This is a genomic window from Paenibacillus durus ATCC 35681, assembly GCF_000993825.1.
Taxonomy (GTDB): domain Bacteria; phylum Bacillota; class Bacilli; order Paenibacillales; family Paenibacillaceae; genus Paenibacillus_AQ; species Paenibacillus_AQ durus_B.
On sequence record NZ_CP011114.1, the window covers coordinates 238,622 to 264,635 of the forward strand.

The 26,014-nt window shown below is 44.7% G+C and carries 20 protein-coding genes and 3 pseudogenes; 19 read left to right on the top strand and 4 right to left on the bottom strand.

Annotation, left to right across the window (positions count from 1 at the left end):
• Positions 1–155: 155 nt before the first annotated feature.
• From VK70_RS01110 to VK70_RS01155, 12 genes are all read left to right on the top strand, one after another.
• Entirely contained in the window at positions 156–1,145 is a 990-nt protein-coding gene (locus VK70_RS01110) for a radical SAM/SPASM domain-containing protein (RefSeq protein ID WP_025695557.1), read from the top strand.
• 58 nt (positions 1,146–1,203) lie between these two features.
• Positions 1,204–1,353 (top strand): hypothetical protein, encoded by a 150-nt coding sequence (locus VK70_RS28165; RefSeq protein WP_155986907.1) that lies wholly within the window; start codon positions 1,204–1,206, stop codon positions 1,351–1,353.
• A 91-nt stretch (positions 1,354–1,444) separates the two neighbouring features.
• A complete protein-coding gene (locus VK70_RS28170) occupies positions 1,445–1,594 on the top strand; it encodes a hypothetical protein (protein ID WP_155986908.1) in 150 nt (49 codons plus the stop codon).
• A gap of 120 nt (positions 1,595–1,714) precedes the next feature.
• Positions 1,715–2,941, top strand: coding sequence for a radical SAM/SPASM domain-containing protein (locus tag VK70_RS01115; protein WP_025695558.1), 1,227 nt, complete (start codon positions 1,715–1,717; stop codon positions 2,939–2,941).
• Positions 2,941–3,894: a S8 family serine peptidase gene (locus VK70_RS01120; RefSeq protein WP_025695559.1), complete on the top strand. Its 954-nt coding sequence runs from the start codon at positions 2,941–2,943 to the stop codon at positions 3,892–3,894. The genes VK70_RS01115 and VK70_RS01120 overlap by 1 nt, the downstream gene beginning before the upstream one ends.
• 20 nt (positions 3,895–3,914) lie before the next feature.
• Positions 3,915–5,471 carry an ABC transporter ATP-binding protein gene (locus tag VK70_RS01125; RefSeq protein ID WP_025695560.1) on the top strand — a complete coding sequence of 519 codons (1,557 nt, stop codon included), beginning with the start codon at positions 3,915–3,917 and terminating at the stop codon, positions 5,469–5,471.
• A gap of 101 nt (positions 5,472–5,572) precedes the next feature.
• The gene (locus tag VK70_RS01130; RefSeq protein WP_025695561.1) at positions 5,573–6,247 is read left to right on the top strand and encodes a response regulator transcription factor; all 675 of its coding nucleotides are present in this window, start codon (positions 5,573–5,575) and stop codon (positions 6,245–6,247) included.
• Positions 6,235–7,422 (top strand): HAMP domain-containing sensor histidine kinase, encoded by a 1,188-nt coding sequence (locus tag VK70_RS01135; RefSeq protein ID WP_046722661.1) that lies wholly within the window; start codon positions 6,235–6,237, stop codon positions 7,420–7,422. The genes VK70_RS01130 and VK70_RS01135 overlap by 13 nt, the downstream gene beginning before the upstream one ends.
• Before the next feature lie 117 nt (positions 7,423–7,539).
• Positions 7,540–8,214 (top strand): ABC transporter ATP-binding protein, encoded by a 675-nt coding sequence (locus VK70_RS01140; protein WP_025695563.1) that lies wholly within the window; start codon positions 7,540–7,542, stop codon positions 8,212–8,214.
• The gene (locus VK70_RS01145; RefSeq protein ID WP_025695564.1) at positions 8,211–10,640 is read left to right on the top strand and encodes an ABC transporter permease; all 2,430 of its coding nucleotides are present in this window, start codon (positions 8,211–8,213) and stop codon (positions 10,638–10,640) included. The genes VK70_RS01140 and VK70_RS01145 overlap by 4 nt, the downstream gene beginning before the upstream one ends.
• 23 nt (positions 10,641–10,663) lie before the next feature.
• On the top strand, positions 10,664–11,122 hold the full coding sequence (locus tag VK70_RS01150) for a hypothetical protein (protein ID WP_025695565.1): 459 nt from the start codon (positions 10,664–10,666) through the stop codon (positions 11,120–11,122).
• Between the two features lie 18 nt (positions 11,123–11,140).
• Positions 11,141–11,680, top strand: coding sequence for an NADPH-dependent FMN reductase (locus VK70_RS01155; protein ID WP_025695566.1), 540 nt, complete (start codon positions 11,141–11,143; stop codon positions 11,678–11,680).
• 96 nt (positions 11,681–11,776) lie between these two features.
• Here the strand turns inward: VK70_RS01155 and VK70_RS26905 are convergent.
• The 3 pseudogenes from VK70_RS26905 to VK70_RS01170 all read right to left on the bottom strand — a co-directional run.
• Positions 11,777–12,542 (bottom strand): annotated as a pseudogene (locus VK70_RS26905) (alpha-galactosidase); the annotation flags it as partial.
• Positions 12,478–12,663: pseudogene (locus tag VK70_RS29420) on the bottom strand (response regulator transcription factor); the annotation flags it as partial. The pseudogenes VK70_RS29420 and VK70_RS26905, both read right to left, overlap by 65 nt.
• A 192-nt stretch (positions 12,664–12,855) precedes the next feature.
• Positions 12,856–14,137, bottom strand: a pseudogene (locus VK70_RS01170) (IS1380 family transposase).
• A 207-nt stretch (positions 14,138–14,344) separates the two neighbouring features.
• Here VK70_RS01170 and VK70_RS01175 point away from each other — a divergent pair.
• Complete coding sequence (locus VK70_RS01175) at positions 14,345–14,695, top strand: hypothetical protein (protein ID WP_025695306.1); 351 nt, start codon at positions 14,345–14,347, stop codon at positions 14,693–14,695.
• A 78-nt stretch (positions 14,696–14,773) separates the two neighbouring features.
• On the opposite strand, the gene VK70_RS01180 is transcribed toward VK70_RS01175, so the two are convergent.
• Positions 14,774–18,769, bottom strand: coding sequence for an S-layer homology domain-containing protein (locus VK70_RS01180; protein ID WP_046722673.1), 3,996 nt, complete (start codon positions 18,767–18,769; stop codon positions 14,774–14,776).
• A gap of 258 nt (positions 18,770–19,027) precedes the next feature.
• Here VK70_RS01180 and VK70_RS01185 point away from each other — a divergent pair, with 258 nt between their 5' ends.
• The 6 genes from VK70_RS01185 (at position 19,028) to VK70_RS01210 (ending at position 25,988) form a co-directional block, all read left to right on the top strand.
• Complete coding sequence (locus VK70_RS01185) at positions 19,028–21,151, top strand: right-handed parallel beta-helix repeat-containing protein (RefSeq protein WP_025694694.1); 2,124 nt, start codon at positions 19,028–19,030, stop codon at positions 21,149–21,151.
• Between the two features lie 176 nt (positions 21,152–21,327).
• Complete coding sequence (locus VK70_RS01190) at positions 21,328–22,311, top strand: sugar-binding transcriptional regulator (RefSeq protein ID WP_025694695.1); 984 nt, start codon at positions 21,328–21,330, stop codon at positions 22,309–22,311.
• Positions 22,311–23,606 carry a tryptophan synthase subunit beta gene (gene trpB / locus VK70_RS01195; protein ID WP_411431690.1) on the top strand — a complete coding sequence of 432 codons (1,296 nt, stop codon included), beginning with the start codon at positions 22,311–22,313 and terminating at the stop codon, positions 23,604–23,606. Before VK70_RS01190 ends, trpB begins: the two co-directional genes overlap by 1 nt.
• Positions 23,545–24,366 (top strand): tryptophan synthase subunit alpha, encoded by an 822-nt coding sequence (gene trpA, locus VK70_RS01200; protein WP_051505011.1) that lies wholly within the window; start codon positions 23,545–23,547, stop codon positions 24,364–24,366. Before trpB ends, trpA begins: the two co-directional genes overlap by 62 nt.
• A gap of 226 nt (positions 24,367–24,592) precedes the next feature.
• Positions 24,593–25,339 (top strand): YveK family protein, encoded by a 747-nt coding sequence (locus tag VK70_RS01205; RefSeq protein WP_025694698.1) that lies wholly within the window; start codon positions 24,593–24,595, stop codon positions 25,337–25,339.
• Entirely contained in the window at positions 25,320–25,988 is a 669-nt protein-coding gene (locus VK70_RS01210) for a CpsD/CapB family tyrosine-protein kinase (protein WP_158454041.1), read from the top strand. Before VK70_RS01205 ends, VK70_RS01210 begins: the two co-directional genes overlap by 20 nt.
• The last annotated feature ends 26 nt before the right edge of the window (positions 25,989–26,014 follow it).

The window sequence follows — 26,014 nt, forward strand, 5'->3', positions numbered from 1 at the left end:
AATAAAATCCGTTAAATGGATGATTGATTAATATACAACTAAAAAATGTAATTGTAAATGTCATATATTATATAAAAAAAGTTTTAATGTAATATTATGTAATCGAATAAGAAAATTATGTCATATTATGTTATTAGATACTGGAGTTGAAAGTGATGATTATACATGTTTTTGTTACTAACGATTGCAATCTAAGTTGCGATTACTGTTATGTTTCTGGACTGAGAGAGAAATTATACTTCAATACAGAATATGTAGATTCACTTATTATTTTTATCAATAGAGCGTTAAGCCTTAATAAATCAGAAAGTTTGACGGTTAATTTTTTTGGTGGAGAACCTCTTCTTAATAAGGCGTTAGTTGAAGAGATTATTACAGCGTTAGAGAGAATTAAAATCGAAAAGTACTTTATGATGACTACTAATGGGACCCTTTTAACATCCAAAAACATTGACTTTTTAGCTGAGCATAATTTTATTTTATCAGTTAGCATTGATGGAACTCCAGAAAATCATAATAAACATCGTATATATGCAAACGGTAAACCATCGTGGGGAATGATAGAATCTAATTTAACTTATTTACTGGAAAATATTCCCGGAACAACAGCGAGGATAACCTATAGTTCAGATAATGTCGCAGATCTATATAAAAATGTTCTGTTTGCTGAAGGGCTTGGTTTTAAAGAAATAAAACCGATACCCAATTTTTTTGATGAGGATTGGAACGATCAGCACTTTTCAACCCTTAAAGAACAGTTTAGACAACTTGAAAGATTCGCAAAAGAAAAAAAAGATATTAATTTGTCAATAATGAACAAAAAATTAAAAGTTCAGGGTGATTGTAGCGGAGGAGTAAGCAGCTTTTCGATCAATGCAAATGGAGATATATATCCTTGCAACTATGTTGTAGGGGAAGAAGCATTCTGTCTAGGGAATATAAGTAATGGTGCTAAATATGAGTTACATACTTTTCCTACTGACCATAGTCAACGGGAAGATTGCAAAGGGTGTTCATATTTCAAGTCTTGTACAAGTTCGAGATGCATATTTGTGAATTATAAAATGACTGGTGAGATGTACAAGCCGAGTGGATTTTTTTGTGCTTATGAACGTTTAGAGAGTTCATATGTTTATCAAAGTTGACAAATTGAATTAAAGTTAAAGTTTGTGAATTTCATCTGATTTGAAGGGAGGTGAGAAAATGAAAATTAATCCGCAAAAAAAAGAAGGACTTAAATTGGATGTTAAGGGTTACGGTTGCTGGGATGATTGCCAAGTTCTTGTTTCTAATAATCCAATTGAACTTGGATGTGGATGGAAAAAAACTGCTCGAGATTCAATTTTTAGCTAATTTCGCGTTATAAGAAAGCAATAATTGTCTTTATATTGCCTTAATTTAGTGCGGTATAAAAAATACCGATTTAGGAAGGATGGTGATTTAATTGAAGATTAATCCAGAAAAGAAAGAAGAATTGAAATTAGATGTAAAAGGTTATGGTTGCTGGGATGACTGTCAGGTGTTTTATGCGCACCAGACAAATATAGCTTCTTGTGGTTGGACAAGAACCGCTGAAGCAAGTATTTTCAGTTAATACTCAGATAATTATTTAGCATGAATCTTTTAAAAAGAAAAGTGTACTAATTGGTGCACTTTTCTGCCTTTTTTTATATTAATTTTAAACCGAACAAAAAATTATTAATTAGGAGGAACTATGATTACATCTAATGTTCTGAAATTTAATACTAATTTTAGATTACTAAAAAATAATAATGAAGTAATCTTAGGAAATGTTATCAATGGTCTTTGGATTAAATGCCCTGATTATGTTTATGATTTTTTAAATGATTGTATTTCTAAACAGTATAATGCAAATGAGATATTAGAAAAGTGTCAGGATCATGAAACGCAAGAATACATGATGAACTTACTCCGAAAACTACAGGAGATCGAGATTACTGACTATTCTACAGAGTCATTAAAAAGTTCATCAGAAATAAAGAGTGTGAGTATAGAAATCACAACAGGGTGCAACTTGCGATGTACCCATTGTTGTGTAGGTTGCGGGGATATTCTAAGAGAAGATATGGATATAGCAGATATAAAAAATATTATTAATTGGTGTGAAATTCATAATGTCTCCAGTCTTGTTTTTACCGGAGGAGAAATATTCCTAAGAAAAGATATATGGGATATTTTAAGTTACGCTCGTTCTAATTACACTGGCATTATTGAGATAATGACTAATGGCACACTTCTCAAACAGGATAAGGTTCCGGTACTCAAAAGTTTGGTGGACTATGTCTCGATTAGTCTTGATGGATATAACGAACACAGCGTGACTCTTGTTCGCGGTCCGGGAGTTTTTGAGAAAGTGATGACTACAATTAAGAATTTACAAAAAGAGGGGATTACGAATATTAGCCTTTCAATGGTTTTAACAAAGCATAATATTTCTCATGCAAATGAGTTTAAAGAACTGTGCTTATCATTAGATGTTAAATCTGCTATACGGGCATTCAGTCCTGAAGGGAGAGGTGAAGAAAATTATGAAATGCTTAGTCCTCCCATAAAAATAAATGCCATGGATATTCTCACAGCAAATGAAAAAGATCAACTGCAGAATACAGCCAACTTTAAATGTGTTTGTGATTTAGATTCCAAAATTCTAATTTCTTGTGATGGGGAAGTCTACCCTTGTTTTCTGACTAAAAGAGGAAATAAGTCTTTAGGGAACATTACTGATTTACTTGAAGGCAAATTAGAAAAGCTATATCTTTTACCTATAGTTGATGCCATGCAACCATGCGCTTCCTGTAATGTGAGATATTTTTGTGCTTCCCCATGCCCTGGTCATGACCGCAGCATCTTCTCGGTTGAAGATTATCGAAATGAGGTTTGTACTCAAATGAAACCTTATTATACTAAGGTTGTCTGGTAATGCGAGGACAAGCTGAGGTTGTTAAAGATAAAAAAACTACGATAGCTCTTATTGATAGTGGAATAGATGAAAGTTCTCAAATAAAGGCCAAGATTAAATATAAGTACAATTTATCGGAAGAAAAAACGATTGTAGATGGTCATGGTCACTCTACAGCTTTAATAGGTATGTTAGATGAATTCTGTGGTGATTCCATAGAGTTGATAATCATTAAAGTTCTTAATGATCAATGCCGTTGTTCTTCAAAAACGCTTCTTGAAGCTCTTGATATGGCTATTGAATTAAAACCGGATATTATTAATCTAAGTTTAGGGACTGATAATTTATCGCTTAGGAGGGAATTTGAAGCTAGGTGTGATCAAGCCTTTTCAAAAGATATCGTTCTAGTTACAACAACAGTTGAAACTAGTGATACTCTGCCTTTTATGATTGAAAAAACAGTTAAAGTGAAGTCACATGAAAATATAATTGAAGCAAACCAGCTTTATTTAGATAAAAAATCAGTATTCTATACCTTAGGAATTCCGCATATTGTCCCCTGGAAAAATGGAAAGTATGTCTTTATTAATCGAAACAGTTTTGTGACACCTTATTTTATTAGTAAATTTGTAGAATTCAAAAACTCTCATGATTTGAATAATTATTCTATTTTGAGGGAAGTTAGGGGGAATTGCGTCGGATTTTCTCAAATTCAATTAAAAGAAATTAAAGTTACAGAACCAATTGATCAAAACTTATACAATAGAGTGATTTCAATAATTAGCCAATTTATTCCAAACATTGAGGGTATCCAATCAACATTTACACAAGGTCTGAACATTAACAACTGTATAGATGTTCTGATGAAAGTAGAAAAAACTTTGGGACAAAAGTTACCTTTTGCACATTTTAATTTGTATGATTTTACATATGTATCTAATCTATCGAATAAAATAAAAGGATTTCTAGTTTGATAATCTTCTCAGGAGGATCAATGAGCAAAAAAAAAATAATAATAATAAATCAAATAAAAAAGGTAAGGAAACAAATTTCCATTGTATTTCTCCTGACTATTATAGCCGCATTTTTTGAATTGGCTGTGCCGTTCCTTACCCAAAAAATTATCGATTCCGGAATATTGCGTAAGAATTTTGAATTAGTTGTTGTAATGAGTTTGAGTATGGTTGTCCTCTTCATCATTCTGTCGATAATTAATTCTATTATCAACGTATTGTTTGCCAAAATAAGCGTAGAAGTGATTACTAACTTAAAAAAGGATATTATAAATAATTTACTTAGATATCCAGCTTCATTTTTTGATAATAATAAAACGGGTTATGTAATCTCGAGAGTAGAAGAAGTCGATAATTTAAACTCATTGTTTTCACCAGTAATTATGAGCTTTCTTAAAAGCCTCCTCTCTTTTTTAGGCGCATTTTTTGTGATTATGACAATTAAGTGGGAACTGCTTTTGCTTGCCGCGTTATTTTTACCGATACTTTATTTTATTACTAGACTAACTTCCAAGCAAATTTATAACTCATCAAAAGAATTAAGTGAGACGTCTGCAGAAGCACAAGGAGAGATTTATGAAGATATCGCAGGATTAGCTGAAATGAAAAATTCTAATTTGGAAAGTCACAAAGAAAATGAAATAAAGCGCTATTTTAATATTATTGCCAAAAGGCTGATAAAACGAAATTTTTTTGTTGTAATCGGTAGTGAGTCAGTGTCTTTATTCATTACAGTTTCCAGATCAATATTTATAATCATGATTAGTTATTTTATCATCAAGGGAGAACTAACGGTGGGATCATACTTCTCACTCTTATCCTACCTATCAAGTTTATTTATTCCTGTACAAATGTTTTCATCCATTAATCTCTCCATTCAGCCTGCGCTGGCGGTGTTATCAAGAATGGATTTTTTTATGGAGAACGAAATTGAAAGTGAAAGATGTGGAACAATAATAATTGATGAAATTGATACTATTCAATTTAAGAATGTCTCATTTTCATATCCTGATAATGAACGGGAAGTCTTAAATGACATAAATTTAAAATTGAATAATAGTAAGAATTTATTTATATATGGACCAAATGGCAGTGGGAAAACAACGATTGTAAAACTGTTGTTGGGATTTTATACTAATTATAGTGGGGAAATTCTTATCAATGGTTATAATCTTAAAGAGATTAGCATCAACGATTTGCGAAGTGAAATAGGGGTTGTGTCTCAAAAAATACACTTGTTTTCTGGTACCGTAATGGACAATATCAAGCAGTGGGACGAAAATCTTACAGACGAAGAAGTAGCTTGTATCCTGGAAGAATTCGAACTATCGGATGTATTAATAAATGAGAAGTACCATCATATTAATGAACTAGGGAAAAATTTATCAGGTGGTCAAATGCAAGAGATTGCACTCTCCAGAGCAGTTTTAAGACAACCCAGCTTATATATATTTGATGAGCCAACATCTAACCTGGACGTACAAAATAAAGAGAAATTTGTTCAGCTTTTAAATAAACTGAAAAAAATCTTTGTATAATCATAACGCATGATGAGTTTTTGATGTCTAAAATGGACTCTGAACAAGATTTGTATTTAGATATCTCTAATACTAAAGAAACTGCAAATGGAGTATAGACCATGACCAATCAAATTCTGATCGTTGATGATGAAACGGATATAACCAATCTGCTACAAGATTACTTTGAGATGAATGGTTATAAAGTCTTAACAGCACGAAGCGGAACGGAGGCTTTGCAAAAGGCAGCGTATAGTCCAGACATTATTTTATTGGATATTAATATGCCAGAGATCGATGGTCTTGAAGTATGCACCCGAATACGGGATTTTGTGTCCTGTCCTATTATATTCCTAACCGCTAAAGTAGAAGAGGCTGATAAAATCAATGGCTTTCGTGTCGGTGGTGACGATTATATCGTCAAACCGTTCAGTATTGATGAGCTTGGAGCTAGGGTGGAAGCACATCTGCGCCGTGAACGAAGACAATCTATTAAGACACAAACAAAATTCTCAAATGATCTAGTTATTGATTACTCTGCAAAAATGGTTTATTACAAAGACCACTCTCTCTCCTTTGCTAAGAAAGAATTTGGGATAATTGAATTGTTGTCGATGAACAGTGGTCAAGTTTTTGATAAGGAACATATTTATGAAAGGGTCTGGGGATGGGAGCATGAAGGTGACAGCTCCGTTGTTACAGAACATATTAGAAGAATTCGGGCCAAGTTTACTGAGGTTAGCGACCATATATATATATCGACGGTATGGGGTGTGGGTTATAAATGGGTAGGTTAAGAAAAGGTTTTCGTGATTTATCCATTAGGTTAACATTTATGGTTTATATGCTTGTATTTATACTTATTGCAGCGCTGCTCAGTATGATTACCATTGGTCAAGCAAGTCAAATGCGTAATAATATGTTTTTAAAGTATAACAATTCTTACACGTTAGCCGATATTGAGAATCCAGCTATTATCTATAATATGGAGGACGTTAATACAGACTATTCTTATAAAGATAAACAGATCATTAAGTTTTGTGATTTTTTAGATTCATGGTCTATTTTAATATTTTTTGGGCTATCTATCCTGTTGTCCTCTTTATTGTTTTACCGTAATAAGCTTAAGAAACCAATTGAAATTATGCGTGAAGCTTCTGAAAAAATATCCAATAATGACTTAGATTTTCATATTCAGCAATATAGCGAAGATGAAATGGGACAATTATGCGGATCATTTGAGAAAATGCGAGTTGCTTTGGTGGAAAGTAATCGTCAGATGTGGCGATCCATAGAAGATAGAAAACAGTTAAATGCAGCCTTTTCACATGATCTGCGAACACCGCTTACAGTAATCCGGGGTTATGCGGATTTTTTGAATAAATATCTACCAGAAGATAAAATAAGCAAGGAGAAATTACTGGATACTATTTCAACCATGAGCGCACATATTTTACGACTGGAAAACTATGTGCAAATAATGAGTGAGGCACACAAACTTGAGGATATATCTGTGAATCTTAATACAGTGAATAGTGAATGTTTTTTGAAACAACTAAGCAGTTCTGCTGAGGTTCTAGCACGAGAGCAAGCGTTTAAATTCACATTTATAAATAATATTTTTGAAGAAACTTTAAATATTGATGCAGACCTTGTGGCTAGGATATACGAAAACATGATTACGAATGCCATTCGTTATGCACGCCAGACGATTTCCGTACGTTTTGAACTTGTGGAAGGACTATTCTCCATGACAGTTAGTGATGATGGAAAAGGGTTTTCGAAGCAGGATCTCAAGTTGGCAACAACCCCTTTTTATAAAAGTAAAACAGAGGTTGATGGAAGCCATTACGGGATGGGACTAAATATCTGCAAGGTATTATCTGAAAAAATGGGGGGCACTATTCGTCTTGTCAATAATAAACATGGTGGTGCCTGTGTGAATGTTACGTTCTTATGCTCATTTCCCTAAAATTGTAATGATGCTGGAAATAGTTGATAAAAAATAGAGATTTGTTGGATATCCTTTCCTTAGAGTACAAATTCAGGGGAGGATATTTTTTTGTATCCTTTATAAGGAGGCGCTGATATGATTCTGGATGGGAAGAAATTGTGCAAATATTATGGCACAGGAGAAAGTCAAGTGAAGGCAATTCATAATGTTGATTTCTCTGTGGCGAAAGGTGAGTTTATTTCTATTGTTGGGCAGTCCGGTGCAGGAAAAAGTACTTTAATGCACATCATTGGTGGTTTGGACGCACCTACGAGCGGCGAAGTAATAATAAAAGGAACTTCCATTTATACATTGCCAATGAGCCAATTAGCAGTATTTCGCCGTCGTGAAATAGGGTTTGTGTTTCAAGCATTTAATTTGGTACCGTCACTTAATGTCTGGGAGAACATTATTTTACCCATTGGACTGGACAGTAATAAGGCTGATGTTAGTTATATTGAAGATATATTAAATACATTGGGGATTTATGAAAAGCGGACCAGTCTGCCCACAGTATTGTCTGGCGGGCAACAGCAACGGGTGGCAATTGCTCGTGCATTAGCACCCAGACCCGCTATTGTGCTCGCGGATGAACCCACAGGAAATCTCGATAGCCGTTCCAGCAACAGTGTTTTGGATTTGCTACGTTTATCGGTAGAGAAATATAACCAGACTTTAATTGTTGTAACGCATAATGACAAAGTAGCTAAGCTTGCAGATCGGACTGTTCGGGTGGTGGACGGTTCAATTGCAGTAGAGGTTGAAGGATGAAAAATACTATAACTGTTAGGGATGTATCACTGAAAAATTTACGTCATCACAGAAGTCGGACATTATTGACTCTAGGTACAGTGGCTTTATCCGTAGCATTGATTTTTGTGGTTCTGACCTACTTTTATTCTGACGATCAGCGGAGCAAGCGAGAAGCGATTAATGAGCTAGGTGCCTATCATGTACAATATGAGCATTTGTTGCCGAAGCAGCAACAAGAAATTGAGAATAATCCGAAGATTAAAAAACATTATCTTTCCTATAACAGTAAAAATGTTAAATCTGACTCATTTGAAAAATTAAACATTAACATGGCTATAGGTTATATAGAAGGAATTAATGAAGGACTGGTTCAATTAAGGCAAGGGCGGGCACCGGCAACGGACGACGAAATTGTCTTGGATAAATGGGTGATAGAAGAACTTGGTTTTCCCTCCATTCTAGGAGAGGTAATTCCATTGGATTTACAAATTATAAACGCAGGGAAAACGGAACATATAACAAAAAGTTTTAAGCTAGTAGGCATTATTGATGATATTGCTGTACGTAAGGCGGCTAGAGCTGGCCTAATGTTTATATCCAAAAGCCTTTCCCAGCGTTATAGTCCTGATCCGGATGTCGTTATATTTGCTCTTTTAAAGTCGGACTTTAATGCTTCTTCTACGGCACACAAAATTGGTAAGGGGGCTAAGTTAAAAGAAGACCAAATTCAAATAAACGAACGTTACAGTGGTGCATATGAGCAGAATCCTGTATCGGTCCTGAAAGCAGCCGTAGTTGTATTTGTAATTGTAATTAGTGCAGCCATGGTTATCTATAACATTTTCAATATATATATATCCCAACAGATCCGTTTATTTGGCATGATGAAAGCTATAGGAATGACCCCTAAACAACTACGGAGGATGATCTTTACAGAAGGGCTGATTATTTCACTAGTTGGGAGCGTCATTGGTCTTTTGTTGGGGGGATTTGGCAGCGCGACATTCATTCCCTTCCTAGGACATGTAGCTAGTGGAGGCTCTGCATTATATGTTGAGATGTCCCCTTATATTGCTTGCTTCGTTTTTGTTGCAGGCCTGATTCTCGTTATGCTTTCTGTTCATATTCCTGCTAGAAAAGTAGGAAGAATTACGGAGATTGCGGCTATTCGTTATAATCCCGCCGAAGAGTTAGGGAAGAGAAGTTCCAAAACCAAGAATAAATTAAAAAACTCAATTAGCGGTTTCTCCTTGGTGTTGGCACAACTTATTCGATATCGCAAACGTACCTGGGTGACTGTAACATCGATTACGCTGACAGGGCTTATTTTTGTGGTCACAGGGAGTATTTTTAGTAGTATGAATATCGATAATATGGCTGGAAGTATGGTGCCTGGTGATTATAAATTAAGTACTGCTGCTTACCGTGGATCTGACGAACAACTCGATTTGTTGAACGAGAAAGTTATTAAGCAAGTGAATAATATGCCTGGGATCAAAACAGTACTGACGGAAATGTATGATGTATTGATCTACAACAAACAAGATGCAAGCATTCACCTCAAGGACATGGAGAGTATGAGAAACCCAGAAATTCGAACCGATATTTATGCTTACGATGATGCCTTAATGAAAAGTACACTTAAGATGCTTGGGAAAGATGATTCTATGCTAACGGAAATGAGAAATGGTGATAATCTCATCGCGGTTGCTGAAGATGGAAGCTACCAAGTGGGAGACAAGATTCGAATGGCACAGTACGGAGCAGGAAAGAAAGAACGTGTATTCACTATTGTTGGTGTATTGCCCAATTATATTACGTATAAAGGTGATTCTTCAGAAGGAGGAGTTTTAATTGCTCATCAGGACTTGTTCAAACGATTAAGTTTAGATCAACGTATAAAACAGGTTAGTGTATTAGTTGATCAAAAACAACAGGGGAAAGTGGAGCGAAATCTAAAAGGCATTGCAACTGCTGATCGAAGAATAACGTTTACTTCTTTCCAAGAGATTTATCAAGAATTTAATGGGATGAAAAAAGTGCTCCAGTTGGCAGCTAATGGTCTTATTTCAGTATTACTTATTATTAGTATATTTAACTTGATAAATTCCAACTTAACCAGTATGTATTCTAGAAAACGGGAAATTAGCTTAGTTGAAGCTATTGGCTTGTCGCGGAGTCAGCTAACCTTGCAGTTAGGCAGTGAAGGTTTAATTGTGATTATGATCAGTTTGCTAATCACTTTTTCATTAGGTATACCTGCCGGATACTTTGGAGTTGAATTCTTTAAGCGATCGGCCACCTATGTCCAATATCAATTGCCCCTGAGAGCAATGCTAATATTAATTTGTGCCTACTTTGCAGTACAAGTATTAACTACTTTTTATATGCAAAGGCGTTTGAGTAAGGAGAGTCTAATGGAACGAATCCGGTTTAGTGAGTGACTTTTTGAGGGAGGTCTATAACTATGCATGAGCATAAAGTGAAGTTGACAAAACATTGTTGGTGTAGCTTAACTTTATTATTCGTTATCGCACTGTTCTTAACAGCGTGCGGAAGAGACAATGGAGATGGTATTTCTCCAGAATATCATGGCGTAAAATATACAGGGCAAGGCACATTGGAAACTAAAGTTAATGTGGTTATTTACAATGAAGATGAGGTTTTGTTTCTGCAGACCGTTAAGATAATTGACGATAACCCTACAGTCTGGAAAGCACTAAAGGCAATTTCAGACAATGTTGAACAGGGTATGCCAATAGAAAAGGATCAGGAAGGAAAAATAGTTAAGGTCGATGGTATCGGGAATAATCAAAAGAACCACTGGGAGCTGTTTATAAACAATGTCATTGAAGATGGGGATATAGAGAATATAGGAATTGACGAGGAGCAGCCGTTGACATTAAGATACACTGCCCATCCTTAGAAAATATAGAGCTTTCCCATGTCAAAATTGAATATTGGAATTATTCTGGGAAGCACGCGCCAAGGCCGTTTAAGCCCGCAGGTGGGAGAATGGGTAAAGGGCATTGCCGACCAGCGCGGCGACGCCAATTATGAAATTGTGAATATCGCAGATTTCAAGCTTCCATTACTGGGCGAAGCGGGTGCTTCAGAACAAGCCGGGCGCTGGAATGAAAAGCTGAATTCACTGGACGGCTTCGTCTTTATTGTACCGGAGTACAATCACAGCATTACAGCCGCGCTGAAGAACGCTCTGGATTATGCCCGGGAAGTATGGAACAATAAAGCTGCGAGGATTGTAAGCTATGGCTCCGTCGGAGGAGCACGTGCGGCCGAGCATCTACGCGGCATTCTGGGCGAGCTGTCTATCGCGGATGTCCGTGTTCATCCGGCGTTATCCCTTTTCACTGACTTCGAGAACGGCCAGACTTCCAAACCGGCGAATCTTCACCTTGCGAGCGTAAATGGCATGCTGGATCAAGTGGTTGCCTGGAGCGGTGCGCTGAAGACGCTCCGCTGATGATCCTGCTTAATATACCAAACATCCCTCACATACAGGCGGTCCTGGGGTGAGGAATGTTTAGCGTTTAAACGTAATTCCCGTCTATGCTTACTATTATTCGACTGCAACGAAGTGGAACAGCTTGCTTTGGAAGTCACCGTGCAGCTCCGGCAGGAGAAGTCCGGCGTACATCAGCCGGTCTCCACCGTATACAGCGCCGGTTTCCTTAAGGACGTAGTCCTTCTCCGGGTCCAGCCCCTGAAGGCGAAGGCGCGGGTGGCTCGTATTCGGTCCGGCCAGCACACGGAAGTAGTCGGCCAATGCCTCGGAGAGATTCTCCGCGACGAACATCCAGGCCGTTTCATTGCCTTCAAACGGTGAGAGCAGACAGTACATGTCGCCCTTCTGGACGAGGGAACGGATTTCCTTGTAGAAGGCGACCTGGGCAGCCGCTTCCGCCTGTTCCTCCGGAGTGAAGAGGGTCAGATCCAACTCGTAGCCGAAGTTGCCGGACATGGCCACGTCGCTACGCATCGAGAGCGAGGTGATTGCGGTGCACCTGATGGTTCGGAACTGCCGAGATATGGGAGCCCATGCTGCTTGCCGGGTAGACGATGCTGGTGCCGTACTGGATTTTGAGGCGTTCCACGGCATCGGTGTCATCGCTGGTCCAGGTCTGCGGCATGTAATGAAGAATGCCGGGATCGAATCTGCCTCCGCCGCCGGAGCAGCTTTCGAACAGCACATGTTCCGTATTAATCCATATCGGCATTCGCACTGAAGCTGCCGCTATAGACCAGAGTGAAGCCATAAGCCTCTCCACTGTCTTCCCCGGTCTGCTGGGAGAGTAGAACGAGGAACGGATTCTGCTGATGTTCCGCGCTTACTGTCAATGCCCTGCCGTCCGTTGTGTCACTCTGTGTCAGGGTGAGGAGAATTCCTTTGTTTAAGGTGCGGTCATCCTCGACGATTAGTATATTCATCATTAACCCTGAATCCATGAAATACCCCAAGCTGGAGCAGTCCCTTGTTTTGACTTGCAACGATTTGCGCTCGAACCTAAGCCAGGAGCGGATTGGTCTATGTCCCAGGCAGAGGAAAACAGAGCTTGCCCTGAAACAAGCCTTTTTCGAACATATGTTTTCGGAGTTTCAACTCGACAAGCTCATATAAATTCGCCGAAACGTCGGAAATCAGGGACTGTGCCTTCCGAAGCGGATCTTCGTTTGCCTCGCATGCTCCACCATGCGCGAAGCCAGCCAGATCAGGTTCTCTATGACCGTTTTTACCCGTCTGCGGTGGACCTTTGTTCGTACCGGGGCATCCGGTTCTTGCAGCGAAATTTGCCCGATGACCCGCAGCAAATTATAAGCCATGAGGCCAGCACACAAGACCAAGTCATTCGTGGCAAATTTATCCGAGGGCAGTCGCTCCAAATTCAGATCCGTCTTGAGTTCGCTGTGAAACTGTTCGCTCGTGGCATGGTTACGGTAGAGCCGAATCACTTGCCATGGCGAACAGGTCAGTGTTGTGAAAAACACCTGCACTTCTATCCGAGGCACCAACAGGAGCTGCCCATCGGCTTCCATCGTTCGCTCAATGACTTGATACACGACGCGAATTGGACGTTCCAGCTTCTTCTCGTTCCATTCCATCGCGCCCAAGTAGACGCGTGTGCCTTCCCGTTCTTCACAGCAGATTCCGTCTTGCTTGGCAATCATCAGCCATTCCTCCGGCGACTCCCGACGAAGATTGCGCTTGACGATAAAATCCACGTTTTCGTTCAAGCATACGTTCAAATTCTCCAACGCAGCGTTGCCAGCATCCATGCGCACGAGCAGCGGCAAATCGGTTGCGGCGGGCATAGTCCAGACTGTGCGATAGAAATGCAGCCGGCCGCTTCTTTTTGCACATGCGTGCTGCCTTCGCGCAGATTGACATTAACTCCATAGCCTTCCTGTCCGAGATAGGCAAAAAACGGCGCATAGCCGTCCACCTTTTTGTACGTCAGGGACACGCCTTCTTTCTTCGTGTGGCTATTGTCGAACGGCGAGACATCCAGATCCAGCGGTGGCCAGGACAACGCTTTCCCTTTTGGGAGCGTGACTGGAACAGGGGTCAGCAGTGCGTTCAAGGCGCGTAGTAAGTCCGCCGACTCTTTGAGCAAAATCGTCTGCCAGTCGTAGCTGTGGGCGGCTGCCAAATCCAGACGCTGCCGGAGGGTGGCGAGGACGGGACGTGTTTAAGGCCTAAGGATTTCGCAAAGAACCGATCCTCCCGAAAGGGCTCAATCTGGTCAAAATCGCTTTTGCCTTGGCACAGCAGTCCAAGATAGGCATAGAGTACATCTGGATGAGTGACCATGGGGTGCTGTGCACCAGGTAGCGAGTGCCGAATGAGACGTTTGGCAAGCCGGGTATGTGAAAGAAGCAGGCCAATGAGGGCCAAACCGGTATGAGCGCTCAGCCACTCCACGGACTGATCTAGTTAAAAATGGACGGGGTTCATTGTGCACCTCCCAGGTGAGTTCAAGAAATACGGGAATTCTTCCCTTTTTCTTTATATTACTTCACTGGGGTCTCTTTTTCTAACCTTTTCAGTATTTCTATTCACGGATTCAGGTTCTTTATAGAGAACCATTTTTAGGTAATTAGACTCTTTCAAAGAGAGGATAATGAAGATATGGTAACGTGCATGAAGAAATACGCCCGGCTTACACTGATTGTGCTGTTAGTCAGCGTGATCATGCTGCCCGCTTCCGCCTATGCATCTGCTGGTTCGGCTGAAGCGAAATACAGCGCCTCTTATGCAACCTCCTTTTTCTCCTCACTGAGCAATGTATTTTCTTCCTGGTTCGATAAAGGGAGGTCCGTATCCCACGACGATGACAAGGAATCCGGCAATTGGTTAAGCTGGTTAAAAGGCAAGGACCGCGACCATGACGACGACGATGACGATGATGACGATGATGACTGGTGGGAGGACAATAAGCATGACTCCTACAAGTTATGGAAGAAGTATTATTGTTATTGAGGGATGTTCAAAAGAAAATTGGCCCAGGAGTTCTCTCCGGGCCAATTTTTATGGTCAAACTCTTTATTTTCAGGCGCTTTACCGCTGAATATTTCCGCTCTGCACATCATTGCTCTTAAGAGCAAGCACAGCTTTGTTAAGGATGTTATTCGTCACGGTATAGGGAGGCGCTCCTACCCCCGCATAGATCGTGGAAATGCCGACGGCGGCGATATTGGATGTGATCGTATTCCGGGTAATCGCCGCATTTAAGACATCGGCCGGATCATTTCTTTTCCAGTAATCATTAATCTTGATAAGCTCTGTGACGGTGCGCGTGAGGTTCATGGCGGTGACCGTGTTGTTGTCCAGAACGATTTTATTGGCCGTTTCAACCGTAATTGCTGGCGCATCCCCTTTAACATTGAACGTTGAGTTCGTGATCTTCAGATCCAGATTGGCATGGCTTGCGATAAGTGCCGCGTTCCCTGTGGTGTTGGACGTGAAGGTACAATTGTCGAAGCTGTATTTGCCATTCGCGACAATCGTCTGACCGAATCTGCTGCCGTCCGCCGCTTGAAATACGGAGTTCGTGTAAGTGCCTTGCGGCAAAGTCATGTTATAGGCAGAGTTAAAGCCCAGCACTTTGACATTGTTGAACACGCTGCTCTCCGTGGTGCTTCCCTTAAAGCTGGCGAGCGCTCCTTTTCCCGTAATCGTAACATTGGAAACTTCAATGCCTTTTCCATAGAGAGCAAAGCCCGCATCCACGTTCTTCGTAATGTTGATATTGACATTGGAGACTTTGACTCCATTCGTCGTTCTGGCGCTGACAGACAGTGTGCCGTCGGTGATCTCCATTCCATCGATTTTAATGTTCGGCCCTGCAAAGTAGGTGTAGGAATCATTCAACCGGTTATTTAAAAATGTGGCGTCGTGATAAGCGACAATCCGGCTTCCGTCAAAATGGTTGTTTACGGCCATGGCATTTCTGAACGAATCGGAGACGGCAAGCCCGATAACTCCCTTGGAAGCAAGATGATTGCCTTCAACGGTGACATCATGTCCGTCGTACAGAATGACATCATAGGCTGCATTGTTATAGAAATCATTGTTCCTGATATAAATATTGGTGTTCAGGCTGCCGTTCTGACCGAATCCCCCTTCGACGTCGATCCCCGATTGAGGGGCTGTTCCTTTCATATCATGCAGGCTGTTATTAATAATCTGCGCATTGTTGGCGCCGCCTACCGTAATCCCTTGCCTGCGGTTGAATGCGAACTCGGAGTTCCTAACGACCGTATTCTGGCAGACGACCCGGTTCCAGGATTCCAGGTAAGCCCCCGCCGACGAGGCTTTGTTGAACACAAGATGAAAGTAGGCGCCGCCGCCGGGTATGGTCAGGGTCTGTCTGGCTGTTGCCAGCTGGCTCATAATGAAAGATCCGTCCGCACGATAGAAATAAACGTTAAAGCCGCCAGGCAGGTTGATTAAATTGGAGATTTCAAAGGTCCGCTCCGTCTTAAAGATGGGATTGGTGAAATAGATGGCTTCTTTGGTCCGGATTTTTGTGCTATCGCTCCGCGGTTGACCGCTGCCATCGATTCCTCCCGACACGAAGCTGGCGGCATACAGATCTTTAAACATCGTTCCGTAGCCTCCAAGCACCAGGCCGTCTCCAGTGAAATTCGTCGCTTTAACTCCATCAATCGTTGTATTCGCCGCGCCTTCGACGAAGATACCGTACCCGCCTTCGTGAGTTCCTGAATTATAAGGTTCCCTCTGGGAATAGTCATGAGTCAGCTTGTCGCCAAGATAAGTTCCGCCGCGAAGCGTTACATTGCTCGCGCCGTACCCGACATACATGACATCGTATCTTTCCTTGCCGTTGGTTTCTTTCTGAAGGATGGCATCCATCGGCAGGTCAAACAGCATATTGCCAACCATGGAGATCCGGCTGTCCTTGTCGATCAGATACGTTCCGGATGGAAGCATTGTTGCCGTAATGCCATTCTGATGCGCCCAGGCCAGCGCCTGATTAATGCCTTTAACGGTTTCCACCGGATGGGTTCCATCGTTATAGATTCCCCACCGGGTCAGATCAATCAAATAATGTGTGGGCGATGCCGACGCGGTGCTGCTTAAGGGCGAGCGGTTTCTGCTAGTGTCTACGGCCTCCACTTGGATGTTGTAGTTTGTGCCGAAATCAAGGCCTGAAGCCACGTAAAAATTCTGAATGAGAGGCTCCGTATTGATTTGTTGTCCGTTAACATACACATTGTACCCGGCCAAGTCGCTCTCCGTATCGGCCTCCCATGAGACCGAAACTTTGCTTGGACCGCCCGCTGCGGACACCTGTGCAGGTGCTGCCGGCGGGGTAATATCCTTAGTTCGGATGGAAAGGGAAATGCCTTGAGATACATTGCCGCTTCTGTCCACCGTTCGGAGAGTGAAGGAGTAGTCCGTTTCCCCTAATAGTCCGTTTGCTTTGTAGCTTCCGCTAGATGAAGAGCCGATCAGCACGCCTTTTAGGTAAATATCAACATGGTCAAAATCGGGAGAAGCTGGATTATTCCAGGTCAATGTTACGGATTTGCCATCATCGACAGCGCTCGCCTGGCTGATTTCGGCAAGCGCCGAGCTGTCCACGGCCTGCGGGGTGACATTAACCGTAACCGATGGCTCCGATTCAAGCTCATTGTCGTTTACGGCGGTCACATACAGACTATAATTCTGGCCGTTGTTCAGGCCATCCAGCGTGTAAGTGGCGTCAGTTACCGTATCCGTATTGTATTGGTGGCCGTCCAGATAGACATTGTAGCCGATGATGCCGCTCTCGTCATTCTCTGTCCAATGCAGCAGCGCAGCGCCGTCCGAAGCGGTAGCGGACAGTGCGGACGGAGGAGACGGGAGGCTGGCGGGAGCCATGGTCACTTGCAGCTCTGTGCCGCTGGATTCAAGGCCGGACATATTTACGGTTTTTAATACATACTTGTAGACCGAGCCTGGAAGAAGACCGGCTTCCTGATAGAACCCGTCGGTTGTGGTTGCCTTTAGGGTTCCTCCCTTGTAAATGTTTACCGACTTGAAGTCCGGATAGGACGGATTGATCCAGGTAAACGACAGCCGGGTATCATCGCTGAACGATTTCAGGCCGGAAATTTCCTGCAGGACGGGCGCTTTGCCCGGAGCGGGAGTCGGCTCGGGAGCGGGAGCCGGCTGGGGCTCCGGTTCAGGAGCAGGAGCACCTGTGACCGGCTCGGGCGGGGCGGAAGGCAGCGGCGATGGAGAAGGAGCAGGCGCAGCCCCGCCGCCGCCGATCGGCGCCCCGCCTCCAGCGCCGGCGGGAGAGCCGGAACCCGCTTCCGCCGTACCGCCTGCGGAGACGTCCGCTGAATTCGCTGCGGACGGGCTGGCCGATGGCTGCGCCGATTCCTCCGGCGAGCCTGAGGCGCCGATCCGCAGCTCCTTGTAGAGCGCTCTCGCGAGCATGGCGGTAAATTCGACGCGGGTCACCTTCTTGGACGGCTGAAACCTGCCGTACTCGTCTCCGACCGCAATGCCGCTGGCGATTAGCTTGGAAATGGACGGAGCGGCCCAGTGGCCGCCGATATCCGAAACGCGGCTGGCGGCGTCTGTGCCCGGGCTGTCCAGTTTAAAGGCGCGCGCGATCAGAACGGCGCTGTCAGCCCGGGTCAGCGTATCCCCGGGGCGGAATGACCCGTCTAAATATCCGGTAATGAGACCATGCTTCATCGCAGCCTGGATGTAAGGATAAGCCCAATACGTCCGGGGCACGTCGGGAGGAGCCTGCTGCGAATCCGCATTCGCATTCGCGTCAACCGCGATATGGCTTGCCCGTACAATCAGCTTTACGGCTTCCCCCCGGGTAATCGGCTTGTCTGGACGAAAGGTTCCGTCACGATAGCCTCCGATAAGCTGCTGCTCTTTTAGCCGCGATATTTCTTTCTGGGCCCAATGCTTGGGCGAAATATCGGAGAATAGCACCGGACTCGCTGCGTTCGCTTGGGAAAACGTCGGTGCCAGGATCGCGACGATAAGACACATAATGAGGAGAACTGATGTCTTCTTCATATGGATTCCTCTCTCTTAATTTTAGAGATTTTATCATTCGTATTGGTTGCCTGACTTAGTTTATCGGTATTTATAATTGCGCTTTTGAGACAAAAAACGGCAAAATTAAGGGAAAAATGGGGGACTAAAGAACCGTTTTTTGTAAATAGGGCTTAAGCCTTTCCATCTGAAAAAAAACATGATAGTCTAAAATAGATGGTTCGTTTTAAAGAACGAATGATATGCGGATTGAATCTTGAACAGGAGGAAGGGACAGGAATGCACAAGCATTTGCGGAAGTTCATTCTGCCATTAACCGTTGTGCTGATCGGATTGCTGCCGCTGGAGATCTATGGCCAGGATTCCCCGAACCCGCCGGATGGGACGATTAATTTAGCCAAATGGAATATCTACAATGACGGAACTCATCCCGTGGAAACGACCAAAGGCATTAATGAAGCGCTAAGAAGCCTGCATAACAACGGGGTTAAAGCGGCGACACTGCCGTCCGGAACGTACTTAATCGATAAGGACAGCCGGATCAACATGGTCAGCGATATGACGTTTATCATGCCGGATGACGCGGTGCTGCAAAAGGAAGCGAACGGAAAAGAACGGTACGAGACGATGTTCTTGGGCTACGGGGTTAACAATGTAACGCTGCAGGGCGGAACTTACAGCGGCGATAAGCAGCAGCATGATTTCTCTAAAAAAGACAATCCCCACAGCGCGGGCACGCATGAGAACGGTTACGGTATTTTGGTTGAGGGTGCGTCAAATGTTGTGATCGATGGCGTCAAGACTATTAATTTTACCGGAGACGGGATGGCGATTGGCGGCGTTGGTAAATTGATTAAGGACCTGTATGAGGGAGGGTTTGTTTCCGGAGCGCTGGATGCAAAAGGAAATGCAGTGAGCGATAAGCACAAAATCCGCACCAAAACGCCGATTCCGCTTACCGCGCCGATTCTTCAATCAGAGAAGGTCTTTGAAATTTCCAATGTCCAAAAGCTGCCGCCTTTCTTCGAGGTCTATTTCTACCAAAAGAACGGGAAGTTGATCAAGAAGATATCGGCCAAGGTCCGGGATCAACTGGCAATTCCAGCCGGGGCCGCCTACTTTCATCTGGTGTTTAATAAGGCATCGTCCAAGGGTGGTTACCTGGAGGTATGGAACCGTGTCGTCAGCCGGAATATTACCGTCCGGAACTCGGAGTCCGCATTCAACCGCCGTCAGGGAATTACGGTCGGCGGAGCCGACAATGTACTAATTTTTGGAAATCTGCTTCATGACATAAAGGGGACAGCGCCGCAATCCGGCATTGATGTGGAAGGAGGATACGGGGAGAATGGCTACCTGAATACAAACATCACCATTAAAAACAACCAGTTCTATAACAACGCCGTGTACGATGTCATTCTTTATGACGGCCGGAACGCCTGGGTGGACGGCAATCATTTTGCTTCCAAGGAAGCGATCGGGCTTGCAGTCTCCCCGCCTTTTACAAACGCCTGGGTGTCCGATAACCATTTTGACGGGGCGCGCATTTATGCTTATCATGACGTCACCCTGCGGAACAATGAACTGAATGATTCCATTACCTATTTCGAGGGGCCGAATATCGTCATTGATGGAATGGAGATAACGAACGGCACGCTCGCCTTGAGCGCGAAGGATGCTTACGGAATCAAGGTCTCCAATGTCAATATCAACATTACGAAAAAAGTGGAAGCGGGCCTAAGCATCAGCAAAAATCCGCTGCGTCTGTCCAATGTTACGATTACCGGGGAGCCGGCTCTGCGGAGCTTGACCGGGAATACGGTTTCAGGAAGCGTGTTCGATCATCTGAAGATCATCCGCTATAACTCCGATTACGGGCTTTCTCTGCCGCCGGGAACGTATAAGGATTGCCAGTTTGAAGCATCCGAAGAAGGGAAGTTCGGCACGCTTTCCGCTGCACTGGCGGGAGATTATTTGTTTGACGGCTGTACCTTCAAAGGCAATGTCCAAGGGGCGGGTCTGCTGTACGCAGAGAATAAGCAATTAAATCTGACGGTGAAGAACTCCACTTTTGAATTACCCGGCGGCAGCGCGCAGGCGGTTAGTATACAGGCGGCTCGAAGCGCCGTTGTGGAGAATAATGTGGTTAATGCCAATAACCTTGCCTCAAGCAGCGCGGAGCTCATCAAGATCAACGACTACTGGAAGCGGAACGATCCATACGATGTGCTGAGCGCGGTGATTCGAAAGAACAAAATTACAACCAATCTGCCGGCAAAAGGAATCTCGACCGAGTATGCAGGCGTGGGCGCACCTCCTTATACGATAGAGGGTAACATTCTGGTTAAAGCGAAGCTCTCGCTAAAAGCAAATGATAGATTCAATAATAATATATTGCAGTAATGTCTAGATTGACCGGGCGAAGGAACTGTTCTATTTGTCATGAAAATGACATATGGGGCAGTTCCTTTTTAGTTTGAAAAATAAGGAAAAAAGCGATATACTCATGAAGTGTAGTACGTTTGTTCAATATATGAACATTTGTACATTGAGTGTGAAGGGATGTGCATGCCCGCATTATGACGGAGAAGAATAAAGATCGCTTCCGATTATTAGTAAAGATTTGCCAGCTGTATTACGAGGAAGGGCTGAACCAAATGGAAATCGCCAAACGACTGGGGATATCCCGTCCTCATGTAAGCCGGATGCTGACAGCCGCCAAGAATGAAGGGATTGTACGTATTTCGATCAATAATCCGTTTTCAGCCGAACAGGAACTTGAAAAGTCGCTCATCGATGCCTTCGGCATTCAAGATGCGCTGGTTGTCGATTCTTCTGATATGGAACCTGCCGGGCTTCCTGCCCTGCTGGGCCGAGCTGGCGCCGCGCTGCTCGAATCCGTACTGAGGGATGGCGATATAGTCGGCATTATGGCAGGGCATACGATAGGCTGCACAGCCGAGGAGATGGATTATTTTGCACGGGACGGACTGCAATTTGTCCCCCTGGTTGGAGGGTGGGGATCGGATGGCGCGGCCTGGCATGCAAGCACCAATGCCATGGCTTTTGCGAACAAGCTGAAATCCAAATACTCGATGTTTCACGCGCCTGCATTGGTGGCAAACGAAGAGACCGGCATGCTGTTGCGGCAAGAGCCGGAGATTGCAAATGTGCTGGAGCTAGCCAAGAGCAGCCGTGTAGCGGTTGTAAGCATTGGCGAAGTAAGCGAAGAAGCGACCATGGTCAAATCGGGGAGCTTTAGCGGGGAGGATATGGCAGCTCTGAAAAAGCTGGGCGCCGCTGCCAATCTGTGCGCATCCTTTCTGGATGAAAGAGGACAGGTGATCGGCTTTCCGGGCAGCAACCGGCTGATTGGTCTGACCGCCCGGGAGCTTCGCGCGATACCCATGGTCATCGGAATTGCCGGGGGCGCAGTTAAAGTCACGGCTATTACAGCGGCGCTCAAGGGCAGATGGATTGATGTTCTGGTGACGGATTCGGAGACGGCGCGAGATATTGTTGCCATATCATCACCCAACGAAGGAAACGGGAAAGGAGAATAATGATGTCCGGGCATAAAACGGTATTTCAAACGATATCCGCTGCGGCTGAAGCATTGGTAAAAGACGATGGTTACTATGGGAATTACGGAGGCTCGTTCATACCCGAAATCCTTGTCCCCGCATTTGCGGAAATCAAGGAGCATTTTGCAGCTATTAAACAGGATGAAGCGTTCTGGCAAGAGTATTGTTCACTGCTGGCGGATTACTCGGGGCGCCCTACTCCGCTTACCTATGCGGATCGGCTAACCGATTATTTCGGCCGCGCGAAGATTTATGTTAAACGCGAGGATTTGAATCATACCGGCGCCCACAAGCTGAACAACGCGCTCGGTCAAGTCCTGCTGGCGAAGAAAATGGGGAAAACGCGCGTCATAGCCGAAACGGGGGCGGGACAGCATGGAGTGGCTACCGCTACCGCAGCGGCGAAGCTTGGGCTCACGGCTACCATATATATGGGCCGGGAGGATATGGAACGTCAGTATTCCAATGTTTTTTGGATGAAACGGCTGGGGGCTGAAGTCATCGCCGTCGATTACGGTTCACGAACGTTGAAGGATGCGATCAACGAAGCGCTGAGAGATTGGGTGTCCAGCTTTGAGACGACGCATTACGTTCTGGGAACCGCATCGGGCGCGCATCCTTTCCCTGCCATTGTGTCCTACTTTCAGGCTGTGATCGGTATAGAAGCCAAAGAACAGATTTTGCGGGCGGAAGGCCGGCTGCCAAGCCGGGTCTACGCCTGTGTTGGCGGCGGATCGAACGCCCTTGGTGTATTTCAAGCGTTCTATCCGCATGGCGATGTTGAGCTGGTGGGGGTTGAAGCGGGCGGAGAAGGTCAGGGGTCCGGCAGGCATGCGGCCCGGATTGCTTACGGTGAAGGCAAGGCGGGCGTCGCTCAAGGATTTAAGACCCTTTTTCTGCAAAATAACGACGGGCAAATGAAGGATACGTACAGCCTTGCTGCGGGCCTCGATTATGTGGGCGTATCTCCGATATTGGCCGACTTGTCCGAGCGGGGCAGGGTGCGGTTCACGGCTGCAACCGATACGGAGGTAGTGGAAGCGCTGGAGATTATCATGAAGACGGAAGGGCTGATTCCCGCGCTGGAGTCCACGCATGCTTTTGCGGGAGCGTTTAACGATATCACGGAATCTTCGGGGTCTGATATCTTCATAATTAATATGTCCGGACGCGGGGATAAAGACATTTTTAATGTAGCGGAGGGATTGCAAGATGATGAATGGAAAGCATTTATCCGGAGAAAAGCCCGGCAATTCGAAAATGCGGCTCGCTGAACGGATTACAGGCAGCCCATCCGGGCAGCCGATCCAGATCATGACTCACCAAATTCTCGGCTATCCGGATTTTGACACGAATTATGAAATGATTCGTTTGTTTCAAGAGAGCGGTGCCCGCTTTGTCGAGCTTCAATTGCCCTTCTCGGAGCCCATTGCGGACGGACCGGTGTTTCTGCATGCCAATCAAGCATCGCTGGCGAGCGGAACAACAACGAAACAATGCCTGGAATTCGCGGAGCGTGTGGTCACGGATTTTCCCGGCCTCTCCTTTTTGTTCATGACCTATTATAACGTTGTCATTCAGTATGGGATTGAAGAGTTCGTTAAAGCGTGCGCCGCAATAGGCATTCAGGGTCTGATTGTGCCGGACGCCTACCCTGAGGAGAGCCAGGAATTTATGGAGGCTTGCCGTCAAAATGGGGTGGAGCCTATCCTGATCGTTACGCCGTATACATCCAGCGAGCGCCTTGTTTATCTGTCGGCAGTAACCGGCGGCTTTCTGTACTGTGCGGCGCGAAAGGGAGTGACTGGGACGAAGACTTCATTTGGCAAGGAGACAGAAGCATTTATCACTCGCGTCCGCAGCATAGCCAGAACTCCAATCGCTGTAGGATTCGGCATCCAGAGCGATCAAGATGTGCGTTTTTTGGAGGGCAAATGCGATATAGCAATCATCGGGACGCAGATCCTAACCGTACTTGAGCAAGAGGGGCTTTCCGGTGTTAAGCGCTTCTTAAAGACGATCATCCCCGCCTGACCCCCGTTTCGCTATAGGCTGAATAGCAAAAGAGGCATCTCTAGAAGCAATACAAATTGCTTTTGGAGATGCTTTTTTCTGTGCGTGTAAACGAACAGTTAGCCGGTCGTAAAAACGAACAATATCCATGAAATAAAGGGACTAATAGTTGACATGTTCTATATAAAGAACTAAAATTAATGAAAAATGTTCTTTATTAAAGTTACTCTTTAAAGTGGGTGAACATGTGGAAGATGACAACGAGGTATACGAAAAGGCGCCTTCATCCAGAGTTCCGGTCAAGGAAATTAATCTGAAGGAATGGGCAGCGGTTATCAGACGGAGATTATGGATTATTGTGCTAACGACTGTCCTTCTCGCCGTGCTGGGCGGCCTGTACAGCTCGCAGCCAGAAGTGCCCCTGTACTCTACTTCGGCAAGAATTATGATTCCCGCGGCTACTCCGGAGCAGCTGAGCACAATCAAGGTGTTCATTCGTGAACCGGTGGTTCTGGAACGCGTGATCAAGGACTCGGGTATCCAAAGGTCGGCCGGAGGCTTGCGCAATCAGATCAGTGTAGGAAGTGTGGACAATTCCATTGTTACAATCATTTCGGTTGTAGACCCGGACCCTGCCCTCGCGCCGCAAATCGTCAATGCCGTCGTGCGCGTGTTTACCGAGGAAGTGAGCAAGCGTATGGGCTTTAACGGAATCAGCGTTCTTACGGCAGCGGTGGAATCGCCGAATCCCGCGCCCATCAATCCGCCGAGCAATCGTGCACTGATCGCAGGCATAATAGCGGGCCTTGTCATTGGCTTGGGTCTTGCCCTTTTGCTCGAATCCCTGGATGACACCCTCCGCTCCGAAAGGGATCTTGAACGGATATTGGGCGTAGATTCATTGGGAGCCGTTCCCAAGCTGCAGCGCAAGGATTCAATCGGCAATTCAAGGCGGAAAAATGAGTATGTGCGGGGTGAAGCCATTGGCTCATAGGGAGAAAAAGCTGGATTCACGGGCGATATACGGCTGCTTTATTGTGCATAACAGTCCCACAGCGGCCGCTGCCGAGCAATACAGAAGGATACGGAATAATATTCGGATTGCAGCGGGAAAGAAGGAGCGAATCTCTCTTGTCATCACCTCTCCTTCGCCGGGAGAAGGGAAGACGACCTCCGCCGTAAATTTGGCGGTAAGCTTCGCTCAGCGGGGAGATAAGGTGCTTCTGGTGGACGCCAATGTCAAGAACCCTGCTCTGGGTCAGGTATTCAGCATCAAACAATGGCCCGGACTTGCCGATGGATTAGCTTCCAACATGGATTTTACGGAAACTGTATATCCCACAGATGTGGAGAGGCTATCCATCGTCCCGGGCGGATCGCATCTGCCGGGCGCGGCGGATCTGCTCGATTCGCAGGCGATGTCGGAATTTCTGGACCGGGCAAGAAATGAATACACTGTTATTTTATTTGACTGCTCTGCGGTATTGGAAACACCTGATGCTATCGCGCTGGCGGGCCGGTGCGACGGGGCCGTATTGGTTGTCAGCAGCGGGAAGACGCAGCAGAAGAAAGCTCTCGAGGCCAAGCGCCTATTGGATTTCGGGAAGGTAAGGATACTAGGAAGCCTGCTTAATCGGGGTTAGGAACAGGGACAGCCGCAGGATTGATT

Bases quoted from the DNA above. Each gene is read 5' to 3' on its own strand.
- VK70_RS01110 (WP_025695557.1), top strand. From the start codon at position 156: ATGATTATACATGTTTTTGTTACTAACGATTGCAATCTAAGTTGCGAT.
- VK70_RS28165 (WP_155986907.1), top strand. From the start codon at position 1,204: ATGAAAATTAATCCGCAAAAAAAAGAAGGACTTAAATTGGATGTTAAG.
- VK70_RS01115 (WP_025695558.1), top strand. From the start codon at position 1,715: ATGATTACATCTAATGTTCTGAAATTTAATACTAATTTTAGATTACTA.
- VK70_RS01120 (WP_025695559.1), top strand. From the start codon at position 2,941: ATGCGAGGACAAGCTGAGGTTGTTAAAGATAAAAAAACTACGATAGCT.
- VK70_RS01125 (WP_025695560.1), top strand. From the start codon at position 3,915: ATGAGCAAAAAAAAAATAATAATAATAAATCAAATAAAAAAGGTAAGG.
- VK70_RS01130 (WP_025695561.1), top strand. From the start codon at position 5,573: ATGACCAATCAAATTCTGATCGTTGATGATGAAACGGATATAACCAAT.
- VK70_RS01135 (WP_046722661.1), top strand. From the start codon at position 6,235: ATGGGTAGGTTAAGAAAAGGTTTTCGTGATTTATCCATTAGGTTAACA.
- VK70_RS01140 (WP_025695563.1), top strand. From the start codon at position 7,540: ATGATTCTGGATGGGAAGAAATTGTGCAAATATTATGGCACAGGAGAA.
- VK70_RS01145 (WP_025695564.1), top strand. From the start codon at position 8,211: ATGAAAAATACTATAACTGTTAGGGATGTATCACTGAAAAATTTACGT.
- VK70_RS01150 (WP_025695565.1), top strand. From the start codon at position 10,664: ATGCATGAGCATAAAGTGAAGTTGACAAAACATTGTTGGTGTAGCTTA.
- VK70_RS01155 (WP_025695566.1), top strand. From the start codon at position 11,141: ATGTCAAAATTGAATATTGGAATTATTCTGGGAAGCACGCGCCAAGGC.
- VK70_RS01175 (WP_025695306.1), top strand. From the start codon at position 14,345: ATGGTAACGTGCATGAAGAAATACGCCCGGCTTACACTGATTGTGCTG.
- VK70_RS01180 (WP_046722673.1), bottom strand. From the start codon at position 18,769: ATGAAGAAGACATCAGTTCTCCTCATTATGTGTCTTATCGTCGCGATC.
- VK70_RS01185 (WP_025694694.1), top strand. From the start codon at position 19,028: ATGCACAAGCATTTGCGGAAGTTCATTCTGCCATTAACCGTTGTGCTG.
- VK70_RS01190 (WP_025694695.1), top strand. From the start codon at position 21,328: ATGACGGAGAAGAATAAAGATCGCTTCCGATTATTAGTAAAGATTTGC.
- trpB (WP_411431690.1), top strand. From the start codon at position 22,311: ATGATGTCCGGGCATAAAACGGTATTTCAAACGATATCCGCTGCGGCT.
- trpA (WP_051505011.1), top strand. From the start codon at position 23,545: ATGATGAATGGAAAGCATTTATCCGGAGAAAAGCCCGGCAATTCGAAA.